The organism is Pseudomonas sp. TNT3 (genome assembly GCF_010095445.2).
Lineage (GTDB): Bacteria > Pseudomonadota > Gammaproteobacteria > Pseudomonadales > Pseudomonadaceae > Aquipseudomonas.
In genome coordinates, this window is record NZ_WFGV02000006.1 from 14,688 (window position 1) to 34,506 (window position 19,819).

The following is a 19,819-nucleotide window of genomic DNA, read 5'->3' on the forward strand; positions in this document are numbered from 1 at the left end:
AGACTCTGAACATCAGCAGTGGAGGTCAGCATGAATGAACCCATCAACTCTGGACCGCGAAACGGCATCCTGTCCCTGACCATCAAGGACAAGTCGGTGCTGTACGCCGCCTACATGCCCTTCATCAAGAATGGCGGACTGTTTATCCCGACCAACAAAAACTACAAGTTGGGCGATGAGGTATTCATGTTGCTGAACCTGATGGATGAGGCCGAGAAAATTCCAGTCGCCGGCAAGGTGACCTGGATCACACCCAAAGGTGCCCAGGGCAACCGGGCTGCCGGTGTTGGCGTTCAGTTCAACGACGGCGACAACACGGCGCGAAATCGAATCGAAACCCATCTGGCCGGAGCGCTTAAATCCGACCGTCCCACCCATACGATGTAAGTTGCAGCCTTTTTTATGCTCGTAGATTCCCATTGTCACCTTGATCGCCTTGACCTCGCCGCTCACAACGGCTCCCTGGATGCAGCACTCGATGCGGCCCGCGAGCGCGGAGTCGGACACTTTTTGTGTATCGGTGTCAGCGTCGACAACGCCGCCGACGTCAAAGCGCTCGCTGAGCGCTATGACGATGTCGATTGTTCGGTAGGCGTGCACCCGCTGGATGTACAGCCGGATGCCGCGCCAGCGCTCGATTGGCTGTTGCGCGAGCTCAATCATCCACGTGTGGTCGCGATCGGGGAAACCGGTCTGGACTATCACTACGAGCCGGAAGCGGCAGAACTGCAGCAAGCGTCGTTCCGCCTGCACCTGCAGGCGGCGCAGCAAACCGGCAAGCCGGTCATCATCCATACCCGGGGTGCACGCGCCGACACCTTGAACCTGCTGCGAGAAGCCGCGCTGCCGCAAGCGGGCGTCCTGCATTGTTTCACCGAAGACTGGGACATGGCGAAAGCTGCATTGGACATGGGCTATTACATTTCCTTGTCCGGTATTGTCACTTTTCGCAATGCCGACGCGCTGCGCGATGTGGCCAGTAAGGTCCCGGCAGACCGTTTGCTGGTGGAAACCGATTCTCCCTACCTTGCGCCGATCCCGCATCGCGGCAAGCCGAACCTGCCGCAATACGTGCGTGAGGTAGCGGAATTTCTGGCAATGTTGCGTGGTGAGACTTACGAGCGATTTGCCGAGCAAACGACCGAAAATTTCAAGCGGCTGTTTCCGCTGGCGCACGTGAAAGGTTAAATCGCAGGCAAAAAAAACCCGGGTTCTGGGGGGTGAATCCGGGTTAAGACCATTAGGAGTAAAACAAAGATACGCGGTCCGTTGGTACCTTTATCAGCGTGACACTTGGGGGAGATGTCCCGCCGACAGTTGAAGTATTGATCAGTATTGCGCCGAGTCCAGTTTAGCCCGTCGGGTTTTTAAACAATTTTGGAATACGGGCGCTTCGGAAGAGTTCTCATCAACGTACGACCCTGCAGGAAATCTACAAGAAACATAGATATGGTCGGATGATCCGTGCATTTTTGCGCAAGTTAGGCATAATACGCGGCTTCGAATTTTGACCCCTACAGACCTTTTCTTATGCATAAAGAACCTCGTAAGGTCCGTGAGTTTCGTCGCCGCGAGCAAGAAATTCTCGATACCGCGCTCAAGCTGTTCCTCGAACAAGGTGAAGACAGTGTCACCGTCGAGATGATTGCTGATGCCGTCGGTATCGGCAAAGGCACGATCTACAAGCACTTCAAATCCAAGGCCGAGATTTACCTGCGCCTTATGCTCGATTACGAGCGTGATTTGAACGAGCTGTTGCATTCGGCTGATGTCGACAAGGACAAGGAAGCGCTGTCTCGCGCCTACTTCGAATTCCGCATGCGCGATCCGCAACGCTATCGATTGTTCGATCGCCTGGAAGAAAAGGTGGTCAAGGGCAATCAGGTGCCTGAGATGGTCGAGGAGTTGCACAAGATCCGCGCCTCGAACTTCGAACGTCTGACCCTGCTGATCAAGGGCCGGATCAGCGAAGGCAAGCTCGAAGACGTGCCGCCTTACTTCCATTACTGCGCCTCCTGGGCGCTGGTGCATGGCGCGGTGGCGCTGTATCACTCGCCGTTCTGGAGCAATGTCCTGGAAGATCAGGAGGGTTTCTTCCAGTTCCTGATGGACATCGGCGTGCGCATGGGTAACAAACGCAAGCGCGACCCCGACACTTCTGGTAGCTGAGCCATTCATTCGCCTTATTGCGCCATGATTTTGCTACATGGCGCAGTACCGCAGGAATATACTCAGGTTTGGGACTTGCTAAAACTTGATTTGTGAGTCAAGTTTTACGCGTTCTAATATCCCATTGCCGGAGTGATCCATGATCGTTGACCGTCAAGGCAGGCGTTTTCGCAATTTGCGGATCAGCCTGACCTCAGCCTGCAACTACGCGTGTACTTACTGTGTGCCAAACGGCAAGCGGCTGGTCGCTGCGCAGGATGAGCTGTCGGCAGAGGCCATGGCACGCGGCGTGGCGTATTTGATCGAGGCCGCCGGAATCGAGCGGTTACGGATCACCGGCGGCGAACCACTGGTCAGTCCCAAGCTCGAAGCCTTCATGACAGCCGTAGGGCAGATGGGGCTGGACGATATCAGCCTGACCACCAATGGCCAGTTGCTCGCGAAAAAACTCCCGCTTTTGGTTGATGCCGGAATCCGGCGCATCAACGTGTCACTCGATACCCTCGATGCCAGCGCATTCCGCAGTATTGCTCGCGGTGGTGATCTGGCGACCGTGCTCGACGGCATGGATCAGGCCAGTTCAGCCGGCATCAAGATCAAGGTCAACATGGTGCCCCTGCGTGGACAGAATCTTGACCAGGTAATGCCGCTGCTCGATTACTGCCTTGAGCGCGGGTATGAGCTGCGGTTTATCGAACTGATGCGCATGGGACATCTGGCCAGCGACTCCAACGCCTTTCTGCAACAATTCGTCAGCCTGCAACAGTTGCTCAGCCTGATTGGTGAGCGCTACGAATACCTGCAAGCCGATGCGCCCGTTGATGCCACTGCGGTGCGCTATGAGGTTCCGGGGCTGGGCCACTTCGGCGTCATCGCCAACGAAAGCGTACCGTTCTGCCGCACCTGTTCGCGACTACGTCTGTCGTCGACGGGGTGGCTGCATGGCTGCCTGTCGTCGAGCAACCGTCACTATGTCGGCGACCTGCTGGATAAACCTCGTCATCAAGCGCTCCCAGCCTTGCAGCGACTTCTGGTGAAAGCCTTGGGCGACAAGCAGGAGGTGGCATTCTCAGGTGGTGCGACCGTCATGAAGATTATTGGTGGCTGATCTGCCTCAGGTCCGCATTTTATTTGAAAGACCCGTCATAGCCTCTTCGTGCTGGCGCGGAAGCTGCATCCAACGCCCATTCGCCGGTTTTCCGTCACCGGCCTCTGGAGGATAGGATGCGTAGCCTGGTTTTGCTGCTGGCCATTTTGGCGCTTGGTGGCTGCATGAACGTCAGCGATATGGCCGAAGGGACTCGCTACCACATGAGCGACGCCGGTCTGCTTGACCATAGCGACAGTCGCCGCGTGAATAACCTGCGTATTCAGCCGGACTCCTTCATCTACATCGCCCAGGGCGCCTTCGCGCCGCCTGGCAGCACCACCTACCCACGACCTAACGTGATTGCCGAGGTCGCCTTCGATGGCTTCATCGAGTATTTCCCCATGGTTCGCCGTGCCCGCATGCCTGAAGGTCTTGATGAAGCCATGGGCGAAGCCCGGGCTGTCGGCGCGCACTATCTTCTGTACACGCGTTTCGCCAAGTCCGATGACCGTATCGGCAACTCGGACGAATGGCTCGATCAAGAGGCCGTGGATCGGCTGGGCGTGGACACTGGCGTCATTCAGATCATGTTGATCGAGACCAGCACCCAGTATTTGATTGATACTGCACGCATCAAGAGTCGTGGCGGTTTGCTGACATTCCACGACACCAAGCCGGAAGACCTGATGGGCCCGCCACTGGAGCAATACGCGCGCAGCCTGCTGGGTCTAAGTGACCAATAATTCATAAGGAGATCGCCATGAGCGGCCCGCAAAAAGCCAACGACCTGTTGGGGCAAATCCCCAAGACCAAAGGCTTGCCGCCGGTCCACCTGTGGAATCCCGACTTCTGCGGCGATATCGACATGCGCATCGCCCGGGACGGCACCTGGTATTACCTGGGCACGCCGATCGGACGTAAGCCGATGGTCAAGCTGTTCTCCACCATCATTCGCCGCGACGGCGATGATTACTTCCTGATTACCCCCGTCGAAAAGGTCGGTATCAAGGTCGACGATGCGCCGTTCGTGGCCATCGCCGTAGAGGTAGAAGGCGAGGGCGAGTCCCAGGTGCTGCGCTTTACCACCAACGTCGATGAGTTCGCCGAAGCGGGCGCCGAACACCCGATTCGCGTTGTCACAGACCCCGTCACCCAAGAGCCGGCGCCTTACGTGCACGTGCGCACCAACCTTGAAGCACTCATCCATCGCAATGTGTTTTACCAACTGGTGGAGCTGGCCGTGACCCGCGAAATCGATGGGCAACATTGGTTGGGCGTGTGGAGCGGCGGAGAATTTTTCCCTATCGGTCTCGAACCCTGATCGCTCCTGTAAGGCGCTCTGCGATTTCGAAAAAATCGAATTGACACCCAATCATGTGATGATTAGCGTAGACCTCCTTAGCGAACGGTTCCGGGGTCCCCATGTCCAGCAGCTTTCACGCATCGACGGTCGACTGGCTGGGTAGCTGGATCGCCGCTGGCCAGGTCAAGCCCGGTGAAACCCTCAAGGTAGAAGCCGACCTTGGCGAGCAGCTCGGTGTCAGCCGTACCGTCATCCGCGAGGCCATCAAAACCCTGGTCGCCAAAGGCCTGCTCGAAGTCGGGCCCAAGGTGGGGACGCGGGTTCTGCCAGTGCGGCGCTGGAACCTGTTTGATCCGCAAGTCGTAGGGTGGCTTTCGCGGAACGGGTTACCGGAAAACTTTGTCGACGATCTCCTCGACCTGCGCCGAACCATCGAGCCAATGGCCGTGCGTTGGGCGTGCGAAAGGGCCACGGTCGACCAGGTGCAAGCCATCCTGCAGGCCTACAACGCGCTGGAACGTGCGGTGGAAAGCGGCATCGATTACAACCGCGCAGACCAGTTCTTTCACGAATGCATCCTCGCCGCGAGCCACAACCAGTTCATCGAACAGATGGTCCCCGCGCTCGGCGCATTATTGGCTGTCTCGTTCGAGGTGTCCGCAGCCGACCCCGACGAATTGCGCCGCACCCTGCCGATCCATAAAGACATGGCCGACGCTATCGCCGCGCGGGATGCGGCGCGCGGTGTCTGGGCCTGCATGACCCTCATCGACAATGCCGATCTGGCTATCAAGCGGTTCTACCCACAAGTCATGGCTGACCGAAAAGCCAGCTGAAAAAATACATTCTCCCCGTGGGAGCGAGCCTGCTCGCGATAAGGCCGGCAAATCCAGCAATGATGTTGACTGACACACCGTCATCGCGAGCAGGCTCACTCCCACCTAAAACAAGAACAATGCAGGAGGTTTCATGACGTGGACCGCAGTGACCGGACACCGCGCGCAGCTCGGCGAAGGCCCATTCTGGGACGTCCCCACCCAAGCGCTTTACTGGGTGGATATTGCTGGCAAGCAAGCGCTGCGGTTGATCGGCGCCAATGTGCAGATCTGGGAGATGCCGGAACACGTATCCGCCTTCATTCCCTGTGAAAGCGGCGATGCGCTGGTGGCATTGAGCAGTGGCGTGTATCGACTGGACCTTGACTCCCCGGGCCTTGAGCCGCGTCTGACCTTGTTCTGTGTCGCTGATCCGCAGCCGGGTAATCGTCCCAACGAAGCGCGTTGCGATGCTCAGGGCAGACTCTGGCTCAGCACGATGCAAAACAACATCGGCGAGCAGGGCGAGGACTTGCCCGTCGTGCGACGTTCCGGTGGCCTGTTTCGTATCGATCGTGATGCGCGGGTCATGCCGTTGCTCCGCGGACTGGGCATTCCCAACACCTTGCTGTGGAGCGATGACGCAACCACCGTGTATTTCGGCGACAGCCTCGACAGCACGCTCTACCGGCATTTCATCCGCACCGATGGCAACCTCGATGCCGCGCAGGTCTGGTTCGGTCCCCATGAGCGCGGCGGCCCTGACGGCTCGGCGATGGATGCCGAGGGATTCATCTGGAACGCCCGATGGGATGGCAGTTGCCTGCTCAGATTGACGCCGGACGGCACAGTCGACCGCGTGATCGAACTGCCAGTCAGCCGCCCGACCAGTTGCGTGTTTGGCGGTGCAGACTTGAAAACCCTCTACATCACCAGCGCAGCCAGCCCGCTAAAGCATCCCCTTGACGGCGCTGTTCTTTCCATTGAGGTCGAAATACCCGGAAAACCTTGTCAGCGTTTTGTGGGGTGAATCCCAAAATATGGGATGTAAAATTATATATTGAGATTGTTGCGTCGTCAGGTTTATAGTCGGCCATCAGTTACACGCACTCACACTTAAAAAAATAAAACAGGTGAAGTGATGCAGCGATTTTCCAGAAAAGCTTTCGGCCGGACATCCACAGATGCCCGGTTTTTGTCGTGCCTGCGAAAAGGAGTCTTGATCCATGGCTGAACCTTTATCCCTGCCGCCAGTTCCCGAGCCGCCAACGGGCGAGCGACTGAAAAACAAGGTCGTGCTGTTGACTGGCGCCGCCCAGGGCATTGGCGAAGCCATTGTCGCGACCTTCGCCTCGCAGCAGGCCAGGCTGGTCATCAGCGACATCCAGGCGGAGAAAGTCGAAAAAGTCGCGGCGCACTGGCGTGAAAAGGGCTTCGATGTCCAGGCCATCAAGGCCGACGTTTCACGCCAGGACGATCTGCACGCCATGGCCAGATTGGCCATCGAGTTGCACGGTCGAATCGACGTGCTGGTCAATTGTGCCGGGGTCAACGTATTCCGCGATCCGCTGGAAATGACCGAAGAGGATTGGCGCCGCTGCTTCGCCATCGATCTGGATGGCGCGTGGTATGGCTGTAAAGCGGTGCTGCCGCAAATGATCGAGCAGGGCATCGGCAGCATCATCAATATTGCCTCGACCCATTCCACCCACATCATCCCGGGCTGCTTCCCGTACCCGGTCGCCAAACATGGCCTGCTCGGCCTGACCCGAGCGCTGGGCATCGAATACGCGCCGAAGGGTATCCGCGTCAACGCGATCGCGCCGGGCTACATCGAAACCCAACTGAATGTCGACTACTGGAACGGTTTCGCCGATCCCCACGCCGAGCGTCAGCGCGCTTTCGATCTGCATCCACCGCGCCGCATCGGGCAGCCGATGGAGGTGGCGATGACGGCCGTTTTCCTGGCCAGCGATGAAGCACCGTTCATCAATGCTTCCTGCATCACCATCGATGGTGGCCGCTCGGTCATGTACCACGACTGAGTAAAACAGGTCTCAGGCGCACGACTTCGCCTGTAATCCAATCATCATACGATATGACTATTTCTCGCTTTATCGAACTCTACAAAAATAACAAGGAGTCAGCTTATGAATCGTCGTCGTGGGATCCGTTCCCTGTGCTGTGCCGCCTTGGCGGTCACTGCGTTCAGTCTCGGCAGTACGTTAATGGCGGCCGAGGAAGTGAAGATCGGTTTTCTGGTCAAGCAAGCGGAAGAGCCCTGGTTCCAGACTGAATGGGCGTTCGCCGAGAAGGCGGGTAAAGAAAAAGGTTTCACGGTCATCAAGATCGCCGTGCCCGACGGCGAGAAAACCCTCTCGGCTATCGACAGCCTGGCTGCCAATGGCGCCAAGGGCTTCGTGATTTGCCCGCCGGATGTCTCCCTGGGCCCTGCGATCATGGCCAAGGCCAAACTCAACGGCTTGAAAGTGATCGCCGTCGATGACCGTTTCGTCGATGCCAGTGGCAAGTTCATGGAAGACGTTCCGTACCTGGGCATGGCGGCATTCGAAGTCGGCCAGAAACAGGGCAACGCGATGGCCGCCGAAGCCAAAAAACGCGGCTGGGACTGGAAAGACACCTACGCGGTGATCAACACCTACAACGAACTCGACACCGGCAAGAAACGCACCGACGGCTCAGCCAAAGCCCTGGAAGATGCCGGTCTGCCGAAAGACCACATTTTGTTTTCGGCACTGAAAACCCTCGACGTGCCGGGCAGCATGGACGCCACCAACTCGGCGTTGGTCAAACTGCCAGGCGCAGCAAAAAACCTGATCATCGGCGGCATGAACGACAACACCGTGCTGGGCGGCGTGCGTGCTACCGAAAGCGCCGGGTTTGCAGCGGCCAATGTCATCGGCATTGGCATCAACGGCACCGACGCCATCGGCGAACTGAAGAAAGCCAATAGCGGTTTCTTCGGCTCGATGCTGCCTAGCCCCCACATCGAGGGCTACAACACCGCCAGCATGATGTTCGAGTGGGTCACCACTGGCAAAGAGCCGCCCAAGTACACCGCGATGGACGACGTCACCCTGATCACTCGCGAGAACTTCAAGCAGGAACTGGAAAAGATCGGCCTCTGGAATTGAGGGTTGATTGATTTCGCTGGTGGCCCTGGCGACGGGGCTGCCTGATCTGTGTGATGAGGTGGTTATGCACGCGCAAACACAACTGCAACACAGTGCCGGCGGCAGCTTGCGCTTCAACGGGATCGGCAAGACCTTTCCCGGGGTGAAGGCGCTGGACGGCATCAGCTTCGTCGCCCATCCGGGACAGGTTCACGCCTTGATGGGTGAGAACGGTGCCGGCAAATCCACGCTGTTGAAAATTCTCGGTGGCGCATACACGCCAAGCAGCGGCGACCTGCAAATCGGCGATCAGACGCACGTCTTCAAGTCGACGGCTGACAGCATCGGCAGTGGCGTCGCGGTGATCCATCAGGAGCTGCACCTGGTGCCGGAAATGACGGTCGCGGAAAACCTGTTCCTAGGTCATCTGCCTGCAAGCTTCGGCCTGATCAATCGCTCGGCATTACGGCAACAGGCGCTGGCTTGTCTCAAGGGGCTGGCCGACGAAATCGATCCGCAAGAGAAAGTAGGGCGCCTGTCCCTCGGCCAACGGCAACTGGTGGAAATCGCCAAGGCGTTGTCACGCGGCGCTCATGTGATCGCGTTCGACGAGCCCACCAGCAGCCTGTCGGCACGAGAAATCGATCGCTTGATGGCGATCATCGGCCGCCTGCGGGATGAGGGAAAAGTGGTGCTGTACGTCTCCCATCGCATGGAAGAAGTCTTCCGCATCTGCAATGCCGTCACCGTGTTCAAGGATGGTCGTTACGTGCGCACCTTCGAGGACATGAGCGCGCTCAGCCACGACCAACTGGTGACGTGCATGGTCGGTCGCGATATTCAGGACATTTACGATTACCGCCCTCGGCAGCGCGGCGCCGTGGCGCTCAAAGTGCATGGCTTGCTCGGCCCTGGATTGCGCGAACCCGTAAGTTTTGACGTGCACAAGGGCGAGATTCTCGGGCTGTTCGGTCTGGTCGGCGCCGGTCGCACGGAGTTGTTGCGCATGCTCAGCGGGCTCGAACGCAACACCGCCGGACGCCTGGAACTTCGCGGCCACGAACTGAACCTGCGCTCGCCCCGGGACGCCATCGCGGCAGGCATTTTGCTCTGCCCCGAAGACCGCAAGAAGGAAGGCATCATGCCGCTGTCCAGCGTCGCCGAGAACATCAATATCAGTGCTCGCGGCGCGCATTCCACGTTCGGTTGCCTGCTGCGAGGGTTGTGGGAAAAGGGCAACGCCGACAAACAGATCAAGGCCCTGAAGGTAAAAACCCCCGATGCGGCGCAGAAGATCATGTACCTGTCCGGAGGCAATCAGCAGAAGGCCATTCTCGGTCGCTGGTTGTCGATGCCGATGAAAGTACTGCTGCTTGACGAGCCCACACGCGGCATCGACATCGGCGCGAAAGCCGAGATCTACCAGATCATCCACAACCTTGCTGCCAGTGGCATCGCAGTGATCGTGGTGTCCAGCGACCTGATGGAAGTGATGGGGATTTCCGACCGCATTCTGGTGCTGTGCGAAGGCGCGATGCGCGGCGAACTCACCCGCGAACAGGCCAATGAATCCAACCTGCTGCAACTGGCTTTGCCACGCCACCGCGCTGACGGCGTGGCGAACTGAGAGGTGACTATGATGACAACCCAAAACAACGCTTTGCCTACCGAGCGCAAGCCTTTGGACCTGCGCCGGTTTCTCGATGACTGGGTCATGTTGCTCGCGGCCGTCGGGATCTTCGTGCTCTGCACACTGTTGATCGACAACTTCCTTTCACCGTTGAACATGCGCGGCCTCGGGCTGGCAATTTCGACGACCGGGATCGCGGCCTGCACCATGTTGTACTGCCTGGCGTCGGGGCATTTTGACTTGTCGGTGGGCTCGGTGATTGCCTGTGCCGGTGTCGTGGCGGCGGTGGTGATGCGCGACACCGACAGTGTGTTTCTCGGGGTCAGCGCAGCGCTGCTGATGGGCCTGATAGTCGGGCTGATCAACGGCATCGTCATCGCCAAACTGCGGGTCAATGCGTTGATTACCACGCTGGCGACCATGCAGATTGTTCGCGGCCTGGCTTACATTTTTGCCAACGGCAAAGCGGTCGGCGTCTCCCAGGAGCAGTTCTTCGTGTTCGGCAACGGTCAGTTGTTCGGCGTGCCGGTCCCCATCCTGATCACCATCGTCTGCTTCCTGTTTTTCGGCTGGCTGCTCAACTACACCACCTACGGACGCAACACCATGGCCATCGGCGGTAACCAGGAAGCGGCGCTGCTGGCCGGGGTGAATGTCGATCGCACCAAGATCATCATCTTTGCCGTGCACGGCGTGATCGGTGCGTTGGCCGGGGTGATCCTGGCGTCGCGAATGACCTCCGGGCAACCCATGATCGGCCAGGGTTTCGAGCTGACGGTCATTTCGGCCTGCGTGTTGGGGGGCGTGTCGCTCAGCGGTGGGATCGGCATGATTCGGCATGTGATTGCCGGGGTGTTGATACTGGCGATTATCGAGAACGCGATGAACCTGAAGAACATCGATACGTTTTATCAGTATGTGATTCGGGGCTCGATTTTGTTGTTGGCGGTTGTCATTGACCGGCTGAAACAACGCTAAAACTGATGTCTGTTTCTTCTTTGATTTCAGTAAAAAAGGAAGCGTCCTACATACAAACTATTTCATACGCGCCTTAATTCGCCTTGTTTGGATTCCGCCCAGAGCAGAGGCTCTCGGTGGAATCCCGGTCGTTTATGCCGTAGGAAATCTGTTAATGGAACTAACAAAAATATTTTCGCCACAGAACCGGCGTCTGATCAGGTTCACGTCGGCAAATAAGGGGGAGCAGGAACTGCTCCTTGAACAACTCTCCGGCACTGAAGGGTTGTCGACATTATTCAGTTTCGAGTTATCGCTGATCAGCCAGGATGCGCGACTGGAACTCAAATCGTTAATAGGGCAACCCGCGCTACTCGACGTCGAACTGGCCACCGGAGACGCCCGATACATTCATGGCTATATCAGTCGTTTCAGCCTGACGAACAGTGACGGGGGGCTTGCACACTATTCGGCCACATTGAGTCCCTGGTTGTGGATGCTGTCGCGCCGTTTCGACTCACGGATCTTTCAAGAACAAACGATTGAGGACGTCATTCGTACTGTGTTTGCACACTACGGTGCGTTGCCCTGTTTCGAGTTCCGTCTGGGTCAGCCGCTTAAATCCCGTAGTTACATCACGCAGTACCGCGAGAGCGATCTGGATTTCGTTTTGCGCCTGCTGGAGTGTGAAGGGTTGTTCTTTTACTTCGATCATACGAAGCAAGGGCATCAGCTGATCATCACCGATCACTCTCGTCATCTGGAACCGCTGGCGCAGCAACCGCAGATCCGCTATCACAGCGCCTCGGTCACCGAGACGGCCGACTCGATCACGCACTGGAGCAGCTACCGTTCTTTGCAGTCCGGCAGCATGGCGATCCAGACATTCGACTACCGGCAACCGCGCAATCCGCTGCCGGTCAGCATGCCCAGCCTCAATGATCAGGGTGAGGTCTCGCGTTACGAAATCTACGACGTTGCCGGTCATTACAGCCACGGTCTGCCGGAGGGCGGTGAGACACTGGTTCGTCATCGGCTCGAAGCACTGGAAGTGCAGGGCAAGACGTTTCACGGCGCCAGCAACTGTCGCGCGATGTTGCCCGGCTACACCTTCGAATTGACCCAGCATTTTGATCACGACCGCGACCTGATCGACGATCGCCGTTTCCTGCTGATGAGGGTCGAGCACCACGCGCGTAACAACTACCTGTCGGATCAACCGGCAGGTTATCGAAACAGTTTTGTCTGCATCCGCCAAAAGATTCCCTATCGCCCCCCGATCACTACACCGCGCCCGTCGCTGGCGGGTTCGCTCACTGCCATTGTGGTGGGTCCCGAAGGCGAAGAGGTGTTTACGGATGCGCTGGCGCGGGTGCAAGTACGCTTCCACTGGCAGCGCGAGCAAGATCCCGCGGGCGCAACCACGTGGCTGAGGGTGGCCATGCCCAGTGCGGGGGCCGGTTTTGGTCATCAGTTTTTGCCGCGGGTGGGGCAGGAAGTGCTGGTGACCTTTCTGGGCGGCGACATCGACCGACCGCTTGTGACCTCGGTGCTCTACAACGCCGATCATTTGCCGCCGCGCTTCAGCAATGCCACGGGCTTGCCGGGTAACCGGGCGCTGTCGGGCATCCAGACCCAGGAACACAAAGGCAACGGCTTCAACGAACTGCTGTTCGACGACACGCCCGGTGCGCTGCGGGCCCGAATGGCCACGACCCATCACGCCACGGCGCTGAACCTTGGCAAACTCACCACGCCCCGAACCGATGGGCAAGCCCAGCCGAGAGGCAACGGTGCCGAACTGCGTACCGACGCTGCGATTGCCCTTCGAGCGGCCCAGGGCATGTTGTTGACCACCTATGCCCGTCACGGTGCGCAGGGTTCGCAGCTGGACCGCGATGAACTGCTCAAGCTGCTGGGCGAGTGCGGTGAACTGTTCCAGTCCCTCGGCCAGACCGCCGCGGCCCGAGGCAGTCAGCAGGTCGACACCCAAGGCATTGAAGCGCTGCGCCAGTCCCTGAATGAATGGCCTGATCCTGGCAGCAACAGTTCAGGAGAGCCGGTTGTTGCAGTGGCCGCCGAGGCGGGCATCGCCAGCGCGACACCGCGTTCACAAGTGCACTACGCCGGCGAAAACCACGACACCACGGCTCAGGACCACCTGCAACTGACCAGCGGAGCGGCGATGCGGTTGAACGCTGGCCAGGGGATTTGCGCTTTTGCCCAGGATCAAGGCATCAGCGCCATCGCCAATCGCGGCAAGGTGCTCGTGCAGGCCCAAGAGGATGACATCGCGCTCAACGCGCAAAAGAACCTGCATTTGTCAGCCGCTGAAGGTGAGGTGGTCATCACCGCGCCGACTATCCGCCTGGTAGCCGATGACGGCAGCTTCATCAAGATCGGTGGCGGCGTCGAGATTGGCACGCAGGACAAAGTCAGGGTGCATGCCAGTGACCACGACTGGGTGGGACCGAAAACCGACAGCGTTGCCATCCCGACCTTCAGCCGTGATCCATCGGCAAAACGCCTGGCTTTTCACTACCCCGGACACGTCAGCGACAGCCCGCGGATGGCGGCTGATCAGGCGTATCAGATTGAACTGGGGGACGGCAGCGTGGTGCAAGGTTTGACAAGCGCGACGGGATTGACGGAGCGAGTAAAGCGAGAGGCGATGCATCGTGCGCAGGTAACGGCGACCCGTAAACCGGACCCGGCAGGAGGGGAGCAATGACGGACTCACGCGTGTACACGGTGGCACAGACGACCACACGATTAATTCCCAACTGCTCTGCTGACCACCTGTTGGAAGTACCTGGGGATCTGCCCGGCGTGGTGATTTTCTTGCATGGGGTCAATGATCCGGGGGCGTCGTATGAGTCGGTAGAGACGGGGCTGTGCCAAGGGGTGAATGAACGGCTGGATCGGCCTGATCTCAGGGCGGGGCGGTATGGGGCTGAATTCAGTGCGGCCAAGGCTTTACCGCAGGAGCAGAGAGGGGATGAGCAAAAATTTGCACTCGATGATCCTGACACCTACCTCTACCAGCGAGATACCACTGATCCCAAAGTACGGAGTCTGATGATCCCGTTTTACTGGGGTTACAGGGCCGAACCGGGAGAAATCAAGCGCGATGTGAATGGCGATCCAGCAAGATTGCGTGATCAGTTCCAGGACCTATTCAACAACCGGTTGGACCGTCACTTCGCAAAGGGCGGTGGTTTCTTTGCAAATGCCACGAACAATTTGCTGGATATGTATGAGGCTGGGTTCGCAGATAAAGTGCGCCATGTGGCTCAAGTGGCATTACCCAACTCCCTGTACATGGGTAAAAGTCCTCATCGACGTTATTTCGTCTTGGCCGCGACCCGGTTAGCAATGTTGGTTAGCGAAATCCGCCGCGTCTCACCGGATGAAACCATCACCATCATGGGCCACAGTCAGGGCACGCTGATCACCTTGCTCGCTCAAGCCATGCTGGTGGATCGGGGCGAACGCTGTGCGGACTGCGCAATCATGGTCGCCTCGCCCTATTCAGTAATGCCCGGGAAAACACCGAAAGACTCCAACACCCTTAAAGTGCTGATCGACCTCGTGCAACAAATTACCCAATCGCCCCATACGCAGCCGCCCCTGAGCGACGTGCGTTGTGGCGTGCCGGGCTATGGCGGACGCACCGGGCCACGCTGGTCACCTGAACAGGGGCATCGTTTGGGGGCTGACGGCCAAACCGTGGTATTCCCCGAGCGCGACAATCGCGGCAAGGTTTATCTGTACTTCTGCCCGGACGACACCACGGTGGCGCTGAGGGATGTGCACGGTATCGGTACTTACGGCGTACCGGACATGCTCCCTGATGGCCGGCCAGCCATGAACGCTTTGCAATCCTTGCGCTTCTATCAGCGTTTATGGACCAAGCGTGTGCGCGAAGGTGAACCCGTGCTGGTCGGCAAGGCTCCGCAACAGGATTTTATTAGAGCAAAAGGCGAAGCGCGTTATCCCGGTGGTTGGTCTGCCGCAGCAGTTGCCTCGCGAGCACCGATTCAGGACGGCCAGGAGCGCAACATCAACGCAGAGCAACTGCACCCGCCTCATGAGCCGCAGATGTTCGGTGGCGAAGCACTGACAGGCTCGACTCACAAGGCGGGCATGGATCGCCCTGATGCTGTGTCGCAAAACGCTGCACTGGGCAACCCAAGCGCAACCTTCAAATGGATATTCGTCCAAAACCTCTCCGATCGAATCGACGTGGAAGGCGTGCGCGACCGCTGGAACCATGGCAAAGAGCCGGACGATCAGACCCACGCCTTCCGCCGCACTGCTGTGTCCGGTATTGCATTGCTCGACACCAAGGACCACTACCGCTACGAACGTGAGGAAACGCCAAACGAAATTCGTGCGCGCATGGAAGTCGACCCTAAGGAGTGGAGTGACAACAGCTATCACTCGGCGGTGTTACGCAGCCCGGAAAACCATCGCTGGGTAACAGCGATGGATATCGCGATTGGGCAGGCGAAGTGTCTGGATGATCCGGTGATGCGCGAGGTGTTGGTGGCGATTGCGGATTGGAAGATGGACACAAAAAGGTACTTCGATGAGGTCACAAAAATGGAGGGATGGTCGCGCCTGGCTGCACATACGCGGACATTGGTGAATGCCTGCTACTTGTATTACCAAGAAGGAACATTCCCTCCCAAGGATCTGGTATCGCTTACCCCGCCAACCATTGTGTCGTCCTCTTCGGTAGAAGGTGTAGGCAAATGATGGAATGTCAAAAGAACACATCACAACGACCTGAACTCAAGCCCTATTTCCGGGGTGTAATAATACTGATAGCAATCTTGTTGGGCTTTTTACTGTTCGTCATATATATAACGCCAGCTGAAGATTTGAAACCAAAGGAAATGGGGGCTTTTATGCGCTGGGGAGTTGTGAGTGTTTTGATTGGCTCCGTGTTGGCCTACAGCGGGCATTGGTTTGCCAAGCAGGTAATTCATGAAAAGGAACAACTCTCAACCTACAGAACTAAAGTCATCACAGACTCAGTCGAGCAAAATGCGACAAAAAAACGCACGTATTCGCTTGAAATACGAGGGGTGGGCTTGGCGGTTCATGGGTGGTATCAATCATCGGTGTGGCGAAAAGTTGGAGAGAGAGCAGACAACTTTATATCAATATATTCGCGAGATCCCAAAGATTACAAAGCCTCCCTAACGTCCAGATCAAATTCTAATCGGCTCGCTACTCGTGCTGCTTTCACGTTTTCGGCCAGCGATTCGGTCGCGTACTGGCCATTACCTGTGTTTGCTATAGCGCCGCCCAAACAGCCTGAAGATACGGGAGCTGCCGCAAACATTCTGGATGGGCGCAATGCCGCCACATTGGGTGTCACTCTGTTCCTATGGCAGGACGCGGAAAATACAACCCATGCCCAAAGCATGATTGAGCGCTTATTCAAGTTCTTTGACGACAATCCCATGGTGCCGCAAGCATTGATCGTGAGCGAAGACGGTGATATCACCCGGAACGGATATCGAGTGGCCGGCACACCTGGACTGCAAAATGTTCAGGTCGTACCGACCATTTACACAAGCGTTACTGGCCTGCTGGTCACGCGTTCAGATCGCGTAGACCGTTTTATCCGTCCCTTTGCCACAAACGAATCCGAGGACAACCAAAACAAAAACACCGACATGGGCAAGTTGTGGGCTTTTTACTGGAAGCATTCGCCGCTGTTCAGAACAGTATATGAAGACGCCAAGCGTGCCGAGGGAATCAAGGACCCTTATGGCCCCGGCACCATGTCCACCGCCTACTGGCAATCTCAACTCCCCACCCTCTGGAAAACACTGAGCAACCGAGGCCCCGGCCACTTCGAACCCTCTCCATGGCTCCCGGTACGCTGGGCCAACCATCAAGTCAAAGAGTTCGACAAAGCCCCTATCCTCGGCTACCTGCACCGCCCCATCAAAGTGCCGATGCAGGACGAAAACGGCAAACTGCTCAAGCCGGCACTTCAGGCCAAAGCCCTTCAAGCTGGCTGGCAACAGGCGCTGGAAACCCTACCCGAAGGTGAAAAGCCGGTCCGCGTGTTCTACGACAGCACCGACAACACCCACGGCGAAATCGCCCTGACCCTCGCGCTGCACAGTCTCAATACCGACGGAACGGGACTCGAAATCGGCAACGTCGAAGAGGGGTACGACATCGGCCGTCGCCTGGGTAACACCGGTGTGAGCAGTGCCTCGGTCGAAATCAACCTAGCGACCATTGCCAGTTACAAGGACGGCGGCGTCAGTGCAGTGGTCTACACGGGAGATGACGGCAGCGTGACGGTGCAAATGGTCCGCCCGCCGGACGAAGCCCGCAAACTAAAAAACCAGCAAACCCACGGCGTCGACCCCTTCACATTTCGCATGCCGGGGCGAACGCCATGACCCATCCCATCTGTCTAGGCGATTCCACCAGCAGCGGCGGCACGGTCGTGTTCTGCCAGTTTGAAAGTACTCATTGCATTAACGGCAAAACACCGGCGGTCGTGGGGGACAAGGCTACATGCCCATTGCATAAGGGCGAATTCGCCTTCATCGAAGGGCATTCGCACCGGCGTATGAAGGGCATACCTGTCGTATTGCAGGGGCATCTCCTGGCTTGTGGCTGTCATGGTGTTGCGAGTAATGCGCTGAACGTGAGAGTGACTTGAGCGGTAATCCCGGCGTTTCGGCCCTACAAAATAAACGCGAAAAATTTTGTTGTTTAGGCTGGCGTCATCGCGGGCAAGCCTTGCTCCCACAGGTTTCATGTCGGCCGCATAAATTGGCGTTCGACGCATGACCTGTGGGAGCAAGGCTTGCCCGCGATGGCGGCTGATCTGACCCATCCCGCCATCATGAAAAACTCCAACCTCCCGTCACCTCCCTGAAATATTCCTTGCTGATCCAGACCCGTTTCGGTTATCACTTTGTACATGATTAGACAGGTACGATTTGACAAGAAACAACGGGTGGTCGACGAACTCATTCGGCGGATCGAAAGTGGCCTCATGGAGGACGGCTTTCTGTTGCCGGGCGAGCATCAGTTGGCTCAGGAATTCAAGGTCAGCCGAGGGACGCTGCGCGAAGCCCTGGCCGAGCTGAAACGGCGCAACTACATCGCGACCCAAAGCGGTGTCGGTTCCATCGTCACATTCGACGGTGTAGTGCTCGATCAGCAGAGTGGCTGGGCGCAGGCATTGGCCGACAGCGGGGCGCTGGTCAATACCGAAGTGCTGCGGCTGGAGGCGGTGGACCGGCCTGATTTGTTGTCGCGTTTCGGCACTGAGAAGTTCATCACCCTCGACCGTCGCCGTCGCTCCAACGATGGCACAGTGGTCTCTCTCGAACGCTCGTTGATGCCCGCCACTGGAGGCCTGGAAAGCCTGCCGCGGGTCGGCCTGATCGACAATTCCCTGACCATCACCCTGGCCGCCTATGGCTACATCGGTGACCGTGGTGATCAATGGATCGGCGCCGAACCCTTGAGCGCGGAGGACGCCGAGTTGTTGGGTCGTCCGGTTGGCACCGTCTTTCTCAAGGCGCTACGCACCACGTACGACCGGCAAAATCGCTTCATGGAACAGGTCGAAAGCCTGCTCGATCCCGTGCACTTTCGCCTGCACCTGCAATTTGGAACTTCAAAATGACCACGCTCAATCGTGCCCTCGGCGCGTTTTATGGACTGGCCTTGGGCGATGCACTGGGCATGCCCACGCAATCCTTGAGCCGTGCTGATATCAAGGCGCGCTTCGGCCAGATTACCGACCTGCAAGACGCAGGTCCGGATCAACCGATCGCAGCGAATATGCCGAAAGGATCGATCACCGATGATACCGAGCAAGCGATTCTGGTCGGTCAACTGATGATCGAGGGTCGGGGCACTATCGAGCCGGCGATGCTCGCTCAGCGGCTGATCGAGTGGGAAGCCGAGATGCAGGCCAAGGGCTCGCAGGATTTGCTCGGCCCTTCGACCAAGCGTGCCATCGAGATGATTCTTGCCGGCCATTCGCCGGAAGAGGCGGGACGCTACGGCACCACCAATGGCGCGGCGATGCGCATTACCCCCATCGGGATCGCGGCAGACGTTGCTGATCCTGAACGCTTCATTAACGCAGTGGTGCAGGCCTGTCAGGTGACCCACAACACCACGCTGGGGATTTCCAGCGCGGCGGCGGTGGCGGCGGTGGTTTCCGCCGGGATCAATGGCACGGACCTTGGCGAAGCCTTGAACCTCGGCCAGCAGATGGCTCAGCAATCCGAAGGTCGCGGCCACTGGGTGGCGGGTGGGCGTATTGCTTCGCGTATCAGTTGGGCGCGGAGCATCAGTGTCGACAGCGACAAGGCCTTGCTGGCTGACCTGCTGTACGACGTCATCGGCACCTCCGTTGCTTCGCAGGAGTCGGTGGTCGTGTCGTTTGCCCTGGCCCAACAGGTGGCGATCGGCGAAATGAGCGCCTTTGAGTCGCTGTGCATGGCGGCCAGTCTGGGGGGCGACACCGACACCATCGCGGCTATCCTCGGCGCGATGCTGGGGGCCTGCCTGGGCCTTGAGAGCTGGCCGGTGGCGATGATCGATCAGGTCAAAGCCGTCAACGGGCTGGAGCTTGAGCCGTTGGTGCAGGGTCTGTTGGCTCTGCGCAGACAGGACTGACTCCATCGTCGGAGTGCCGTCTATTCGAATCATTCACCC

18 protein-coding genes are annotated in these 19,819 nt (G+C 58.1%); all 18 read left to right on the forward strand.

Annotation, left to right across the window (positions count from 1 at the left end; genetic code table 11):
- The first annotated feature begins 30 nt into the window (after positions 1-30).
- Entirely contained in the window at positions 31-387 is a 357-nt protein-coding gene (locus tag GBC55_RS05595; protein WP_162436424.1) for a PilZ domain-containing protein, read from the forward strand.
- Positions 388-402: 15 nt separating this feature from the next.
- Positions 403-1,188, forward strand: a complete 786-nt coding sequence (locus tag GBC55_RS05600) for a TatD family hydrolase (RefSeq protein WP_162436423.1) — start codon at positions 403-405, stop codon at positions 1,186-1,188.
- 342 nt (positions 1,189-1,530) lie between these two features.
- Positions 1,531-2,169, forward strand: coding sequence for a TetR/AcrR family transcriptional regulator (locus GBC55_RS05605; RefSeq protein WP_162436422.1), 639 nt, complete (start codon positions 1,531-1,533; stop codon positions 2,167-2,169).
- A 139-nt stretch (positions 2,170-2,308) separates the two neighbouring features.
- On the forward strand, positions 2,309-3,277 hold the full coding sequence (locus GBC55_RS05610; RefSeq protein WP_162436421.1) for a radical SAM protein: 969 nt from the start codon (positions 2,309-2,311) through the stop codon (positions 3,275-3,277).
- Positions 3,278-3,393: 116 nt separating this feature from the next.
- A complete protein-coding gene (locus tag GBC55_RS05615) occupies positions 3,394-4,002 on the forward strand; it encodes a DUF4823 domain-containing protein (RefSeq protein WP_162436420.1) in 609 nt (202 codons plus the stop codon).
- A 17-nt stretch (positions 4,003-4,019) separates the two neighbouring features.
- A complete protein-coding gene (locus GBC55_RS05620; protein WP_162436419.1) occupies positions 4,020-4,580 on the forward strand; it encodes a DUF1285 domain-containing protein in 561 nt (186 codons plus the stop codon).
- Between the two features lie 101 nt (positions 4,581-4,681).
- Positions 4,682-5,398, forward strand: a complete 717-nt coding sequence (locus GBC55_RS05625) for a FadR/GntR family transcriptional regulator (RefSeq protein WP_162436418.1) — start codon at positions 4,682-4,684, stop codon at positions 5,396-5,398.
- Positions 5,399-5,531: 133 nt separating this feature from the next.
- Positions 5,532-6,407, forward strand: coding sequence for an SMP-30/gluconolactonase/LRE family protein (locus GBC55_RS05630; protein ID WP_162436417.1), 876 nt, complete (start codon positions 5,532-5,534; stop codon positions 6,405-6,407).
- Positions 6,408-6,603: 196 nt separating this feature from the next.
- Positions 6,604-7,422 (forward strand): SDR family oxidoreductase, encoded by an 819-nt coding sequence (locus tag GBC55_RS05635; protein WP_162436416.1) that lies wholly within the window; start codon positions 6,604-6,606, stop codon positions 7,420-7,422.
- 105 nt (positions 7,423-7,527) lie between these two features.
- Positions 7,528-8,532 carry a substrate-binding domain-containing protein gene (locus GBC55_RS05640; RefSeq protein WP_162436415.1) on the forward strand — a complete coding sequence of 335 codons (1,005 nt, stop codon included), beginning with the start codon at positions 7,528-7,530 and terminating at the stop codon, positions 8,530-8,532.
- Between the two features lie 64 nt (positions 8,533-8,596).
- On the forward strand, positions 8,597-10,138 hold the full coding sequence (gene araG / locus GBC55_RS05645) for an L-arabinose ABC transporter ATP-binding protein AraG (protein ID WP_162436414.1): 1,542 nt from the start codon (positions 8,597-8,599) through the stop codon (positions 10,136-10,138).
- Between the two features lie 12 nt (positions 10,139-10,150).
- A complete protein-coding gene (gene araH / locus GBC55_RS05650; protein WP_162436413.1) occupies positions 10,151-11,119 on the forward strand; it encodes an L-arabinose ABC transporter permease AraH in 969 nt (322 codons plus the stop codon).
- Between the two features lie 148 nt (positions 11,120-11,267).
- Positions 11,268-13,829 carry a type VI secretion system Vgr family protein gene (gene tssI, locus GBC55_RS05655; protein ID WP_162436442.1) on the forward strand — a complete coding sequence of 854 codons (2,562 nt, stop codon included), beginning with the start codon at positions 11,268-11,270 and terminating at the stop codon, positions 13,827-13,829.
- Positions 13,826-15,859 carry a DUF3274 domain-containing protein gene (locus tag GBC55_RS05660; protein WP_162436412.1) on the forward strand — a complete coding sequence of 678 codons (2,034 nt, stop codon included), beginning with the start codon at positions 13,826-13,828 and terminating at the stop codon, positions 15,857-15,859. Before tssI ends, GBC55_RS05660 begins: the two co-directional genes overlap by 4 nt.
- Positions 15,856-17,532: a DUF2875 family protein gene (locus tag GBC55_RS05665; protein ID WP_162436411.1), complete on the forward strand. Its 1,677-nt coding sequence runs from the start codon at positions 15,856-15,858 to the stop codon at positions 17,530-17,532. The genes GBC55_RS05660 and GBC55_RS05665 overlap by 4 nt, the downstream gene beginning before the upstream one ends.
- Positions 17,529-17,798 carry a PAAR domain-containing protein gene (locus GBC55_RS05670; RefSeq protein WP_162436410.1) on the forward strand — a complete coding sequence of 90 codons (270 nt, stop codon included), beginning with the start codon at positions 17,529-17,531 and terminating at the stop codon, positions 17,796-17,798. The genes GBC55_RS05665 and GBC55_RS05670 overlap by 4 nt, the downstream gene beginning before the upstream one ends.
- Before the next feature lie 264 nt (positions 17,799-18,062).
- Positions 18,063-18,776 (forward strand): GntR family transcriptional regulator, encoded by a 714-nt coding sequence (locus tag GBC55_RS05675; protein WP_162436409.1) that lies wholly within the window; start codon positions 18,063-18,065, stop codon positions 18,774-18,776.
- On the forward strand, positions 18,773-19,780 hold the full coding sequence (locus GBC55_RS05680) for an ADP-ribosylglycohydrolase family protein (protein ID WP_162436408.1): 1,008 nt from the start codon (positions 18,773-18,775) through the stop codon (positions 19,778-19,780). The genes GBC55_RS05675 and GBC55_RS05680 overlap by 4 nt, the downstream gene beginning before the upstream one ends.
- Positions 19,781-19,819: the final 39 nt, after the last annotated feature.

Bases quoted from the DNA above. Each gene is read 5' to 3' on its own strand.
- GBC55_RS05675 (WP_162436409.1), top strand. From the start codon at position 18,063: ATGATTAGACAGGTACGATTTGACAAGAAACAACGGGTGGTCGACGAA.
- GBC55_RS05665 (WP_162436411.1), top strand. From the start codon at position 15,856: ATGATGGAATGTCAAAAGAACACATCACAACGACCTGAACTCAAGCCC.
- araH (WP_162436413.1), top strand. From the start codon at position 10,151: ATGACAACCCAAAACAACGCTTTGCCTACCGAGCGCAAGCCTTTGGAC.
- GBC55_RS05595 (WP_162436424.1), top strand. From the start codon at position 31: ATGAATGAACCCATCAACTCTGGACCGCGAAACGGCATCCTGTCCCTG.
- araG (WP_162436414.1), top strand. From the start codon at position 8,597: ATGCACGCGCAAACACAACTGCAACACAGTGCCGGCGGCAGCTTGCGC.
- GBC55_RS05670 (WP_162436410.1), top strand. From the start codon at position 17,529: ATGACCCATCCCATCTGTCTAGGCGATTCCACCAGCAGCGGCGGCACG.
- GBC55_RS05600 (WP_162436423.1), top strand. From the start codon at position 403: ATGCTCGTAGATTCCCATTGTCACCTTGATCGCCTTGACCTCGCCGCT.
- GBC55_RS05610 (WP_162436421.1), top strand. From the start codon at position 2,309: ATGATCGTTGACCGTCAAGGCAGGCGTTTTCGCAATTTGCGGATCAGC.
- GBC55_RS05615 (WP_162436420.1), top strand. From the start codon at position 3,394: ATGCGTAGCCTGGTTTTGCTGCTGGCCATTTTGGCGCTTGGTGGCTGC.
- GBC55_RS05620 (WP_162436419.1), top strand. From the start codon at position 4,020: ATGAGCGGCCCGCAAAAAGCCAACGACCTGTTGGGGCAAATCCCCAAG.
- GBC55_RS05660 (WP_162436412.1), top strand. From the start codon at position 13,826: ATGACGGACTCACGCGTGTACACGGTGGCACAGACGACCACACGATTA.
- GBC55_RS05630 (WP_162436417.1), top strand. From the start codon at position 5,532: ATGACGTGGACCGCAGTGACCGGACACCGCGCGCAGCTCGGCGAAGGC.
- GBC55_RS05635 (WP_162436416.1), top strand. From the start codon at position 6,604: ATGGCTGAACCTTTATCCCTGCCGCCAGTTCCCGAGCCGCCAACGGGC.
- GBC55_RS05680 (WP_162436408.1), top strand. From the start codon at position 18,773: ATGACCACGCTCAATCGTGCCCTCGGCGCGTTTTATGGACTGGCCTTG.
- GBC55_RS05605 (WP_162436422.1), top strand. From the start codon at position 1,531: ATGCATAAAGAACCTCGTAAGGTCCGTGAGTTTCGTCGCCGCGAGCAA.
- GBC55_RS05625 (WP_162436418.1), top strand. From the start codon at position 4,682: ATGTCCAGCAGCTTTCACGCATCGACGGTCGACTGGCTGGGTAGCTGG.
- GBC55_RS05640 (WP_162436415.1), top strand. From the start codon at position 7,528: ATGAATCGTCGTCGTGGGATCCGTTCCCTGTGCTGTGCCGCCTTGGCG.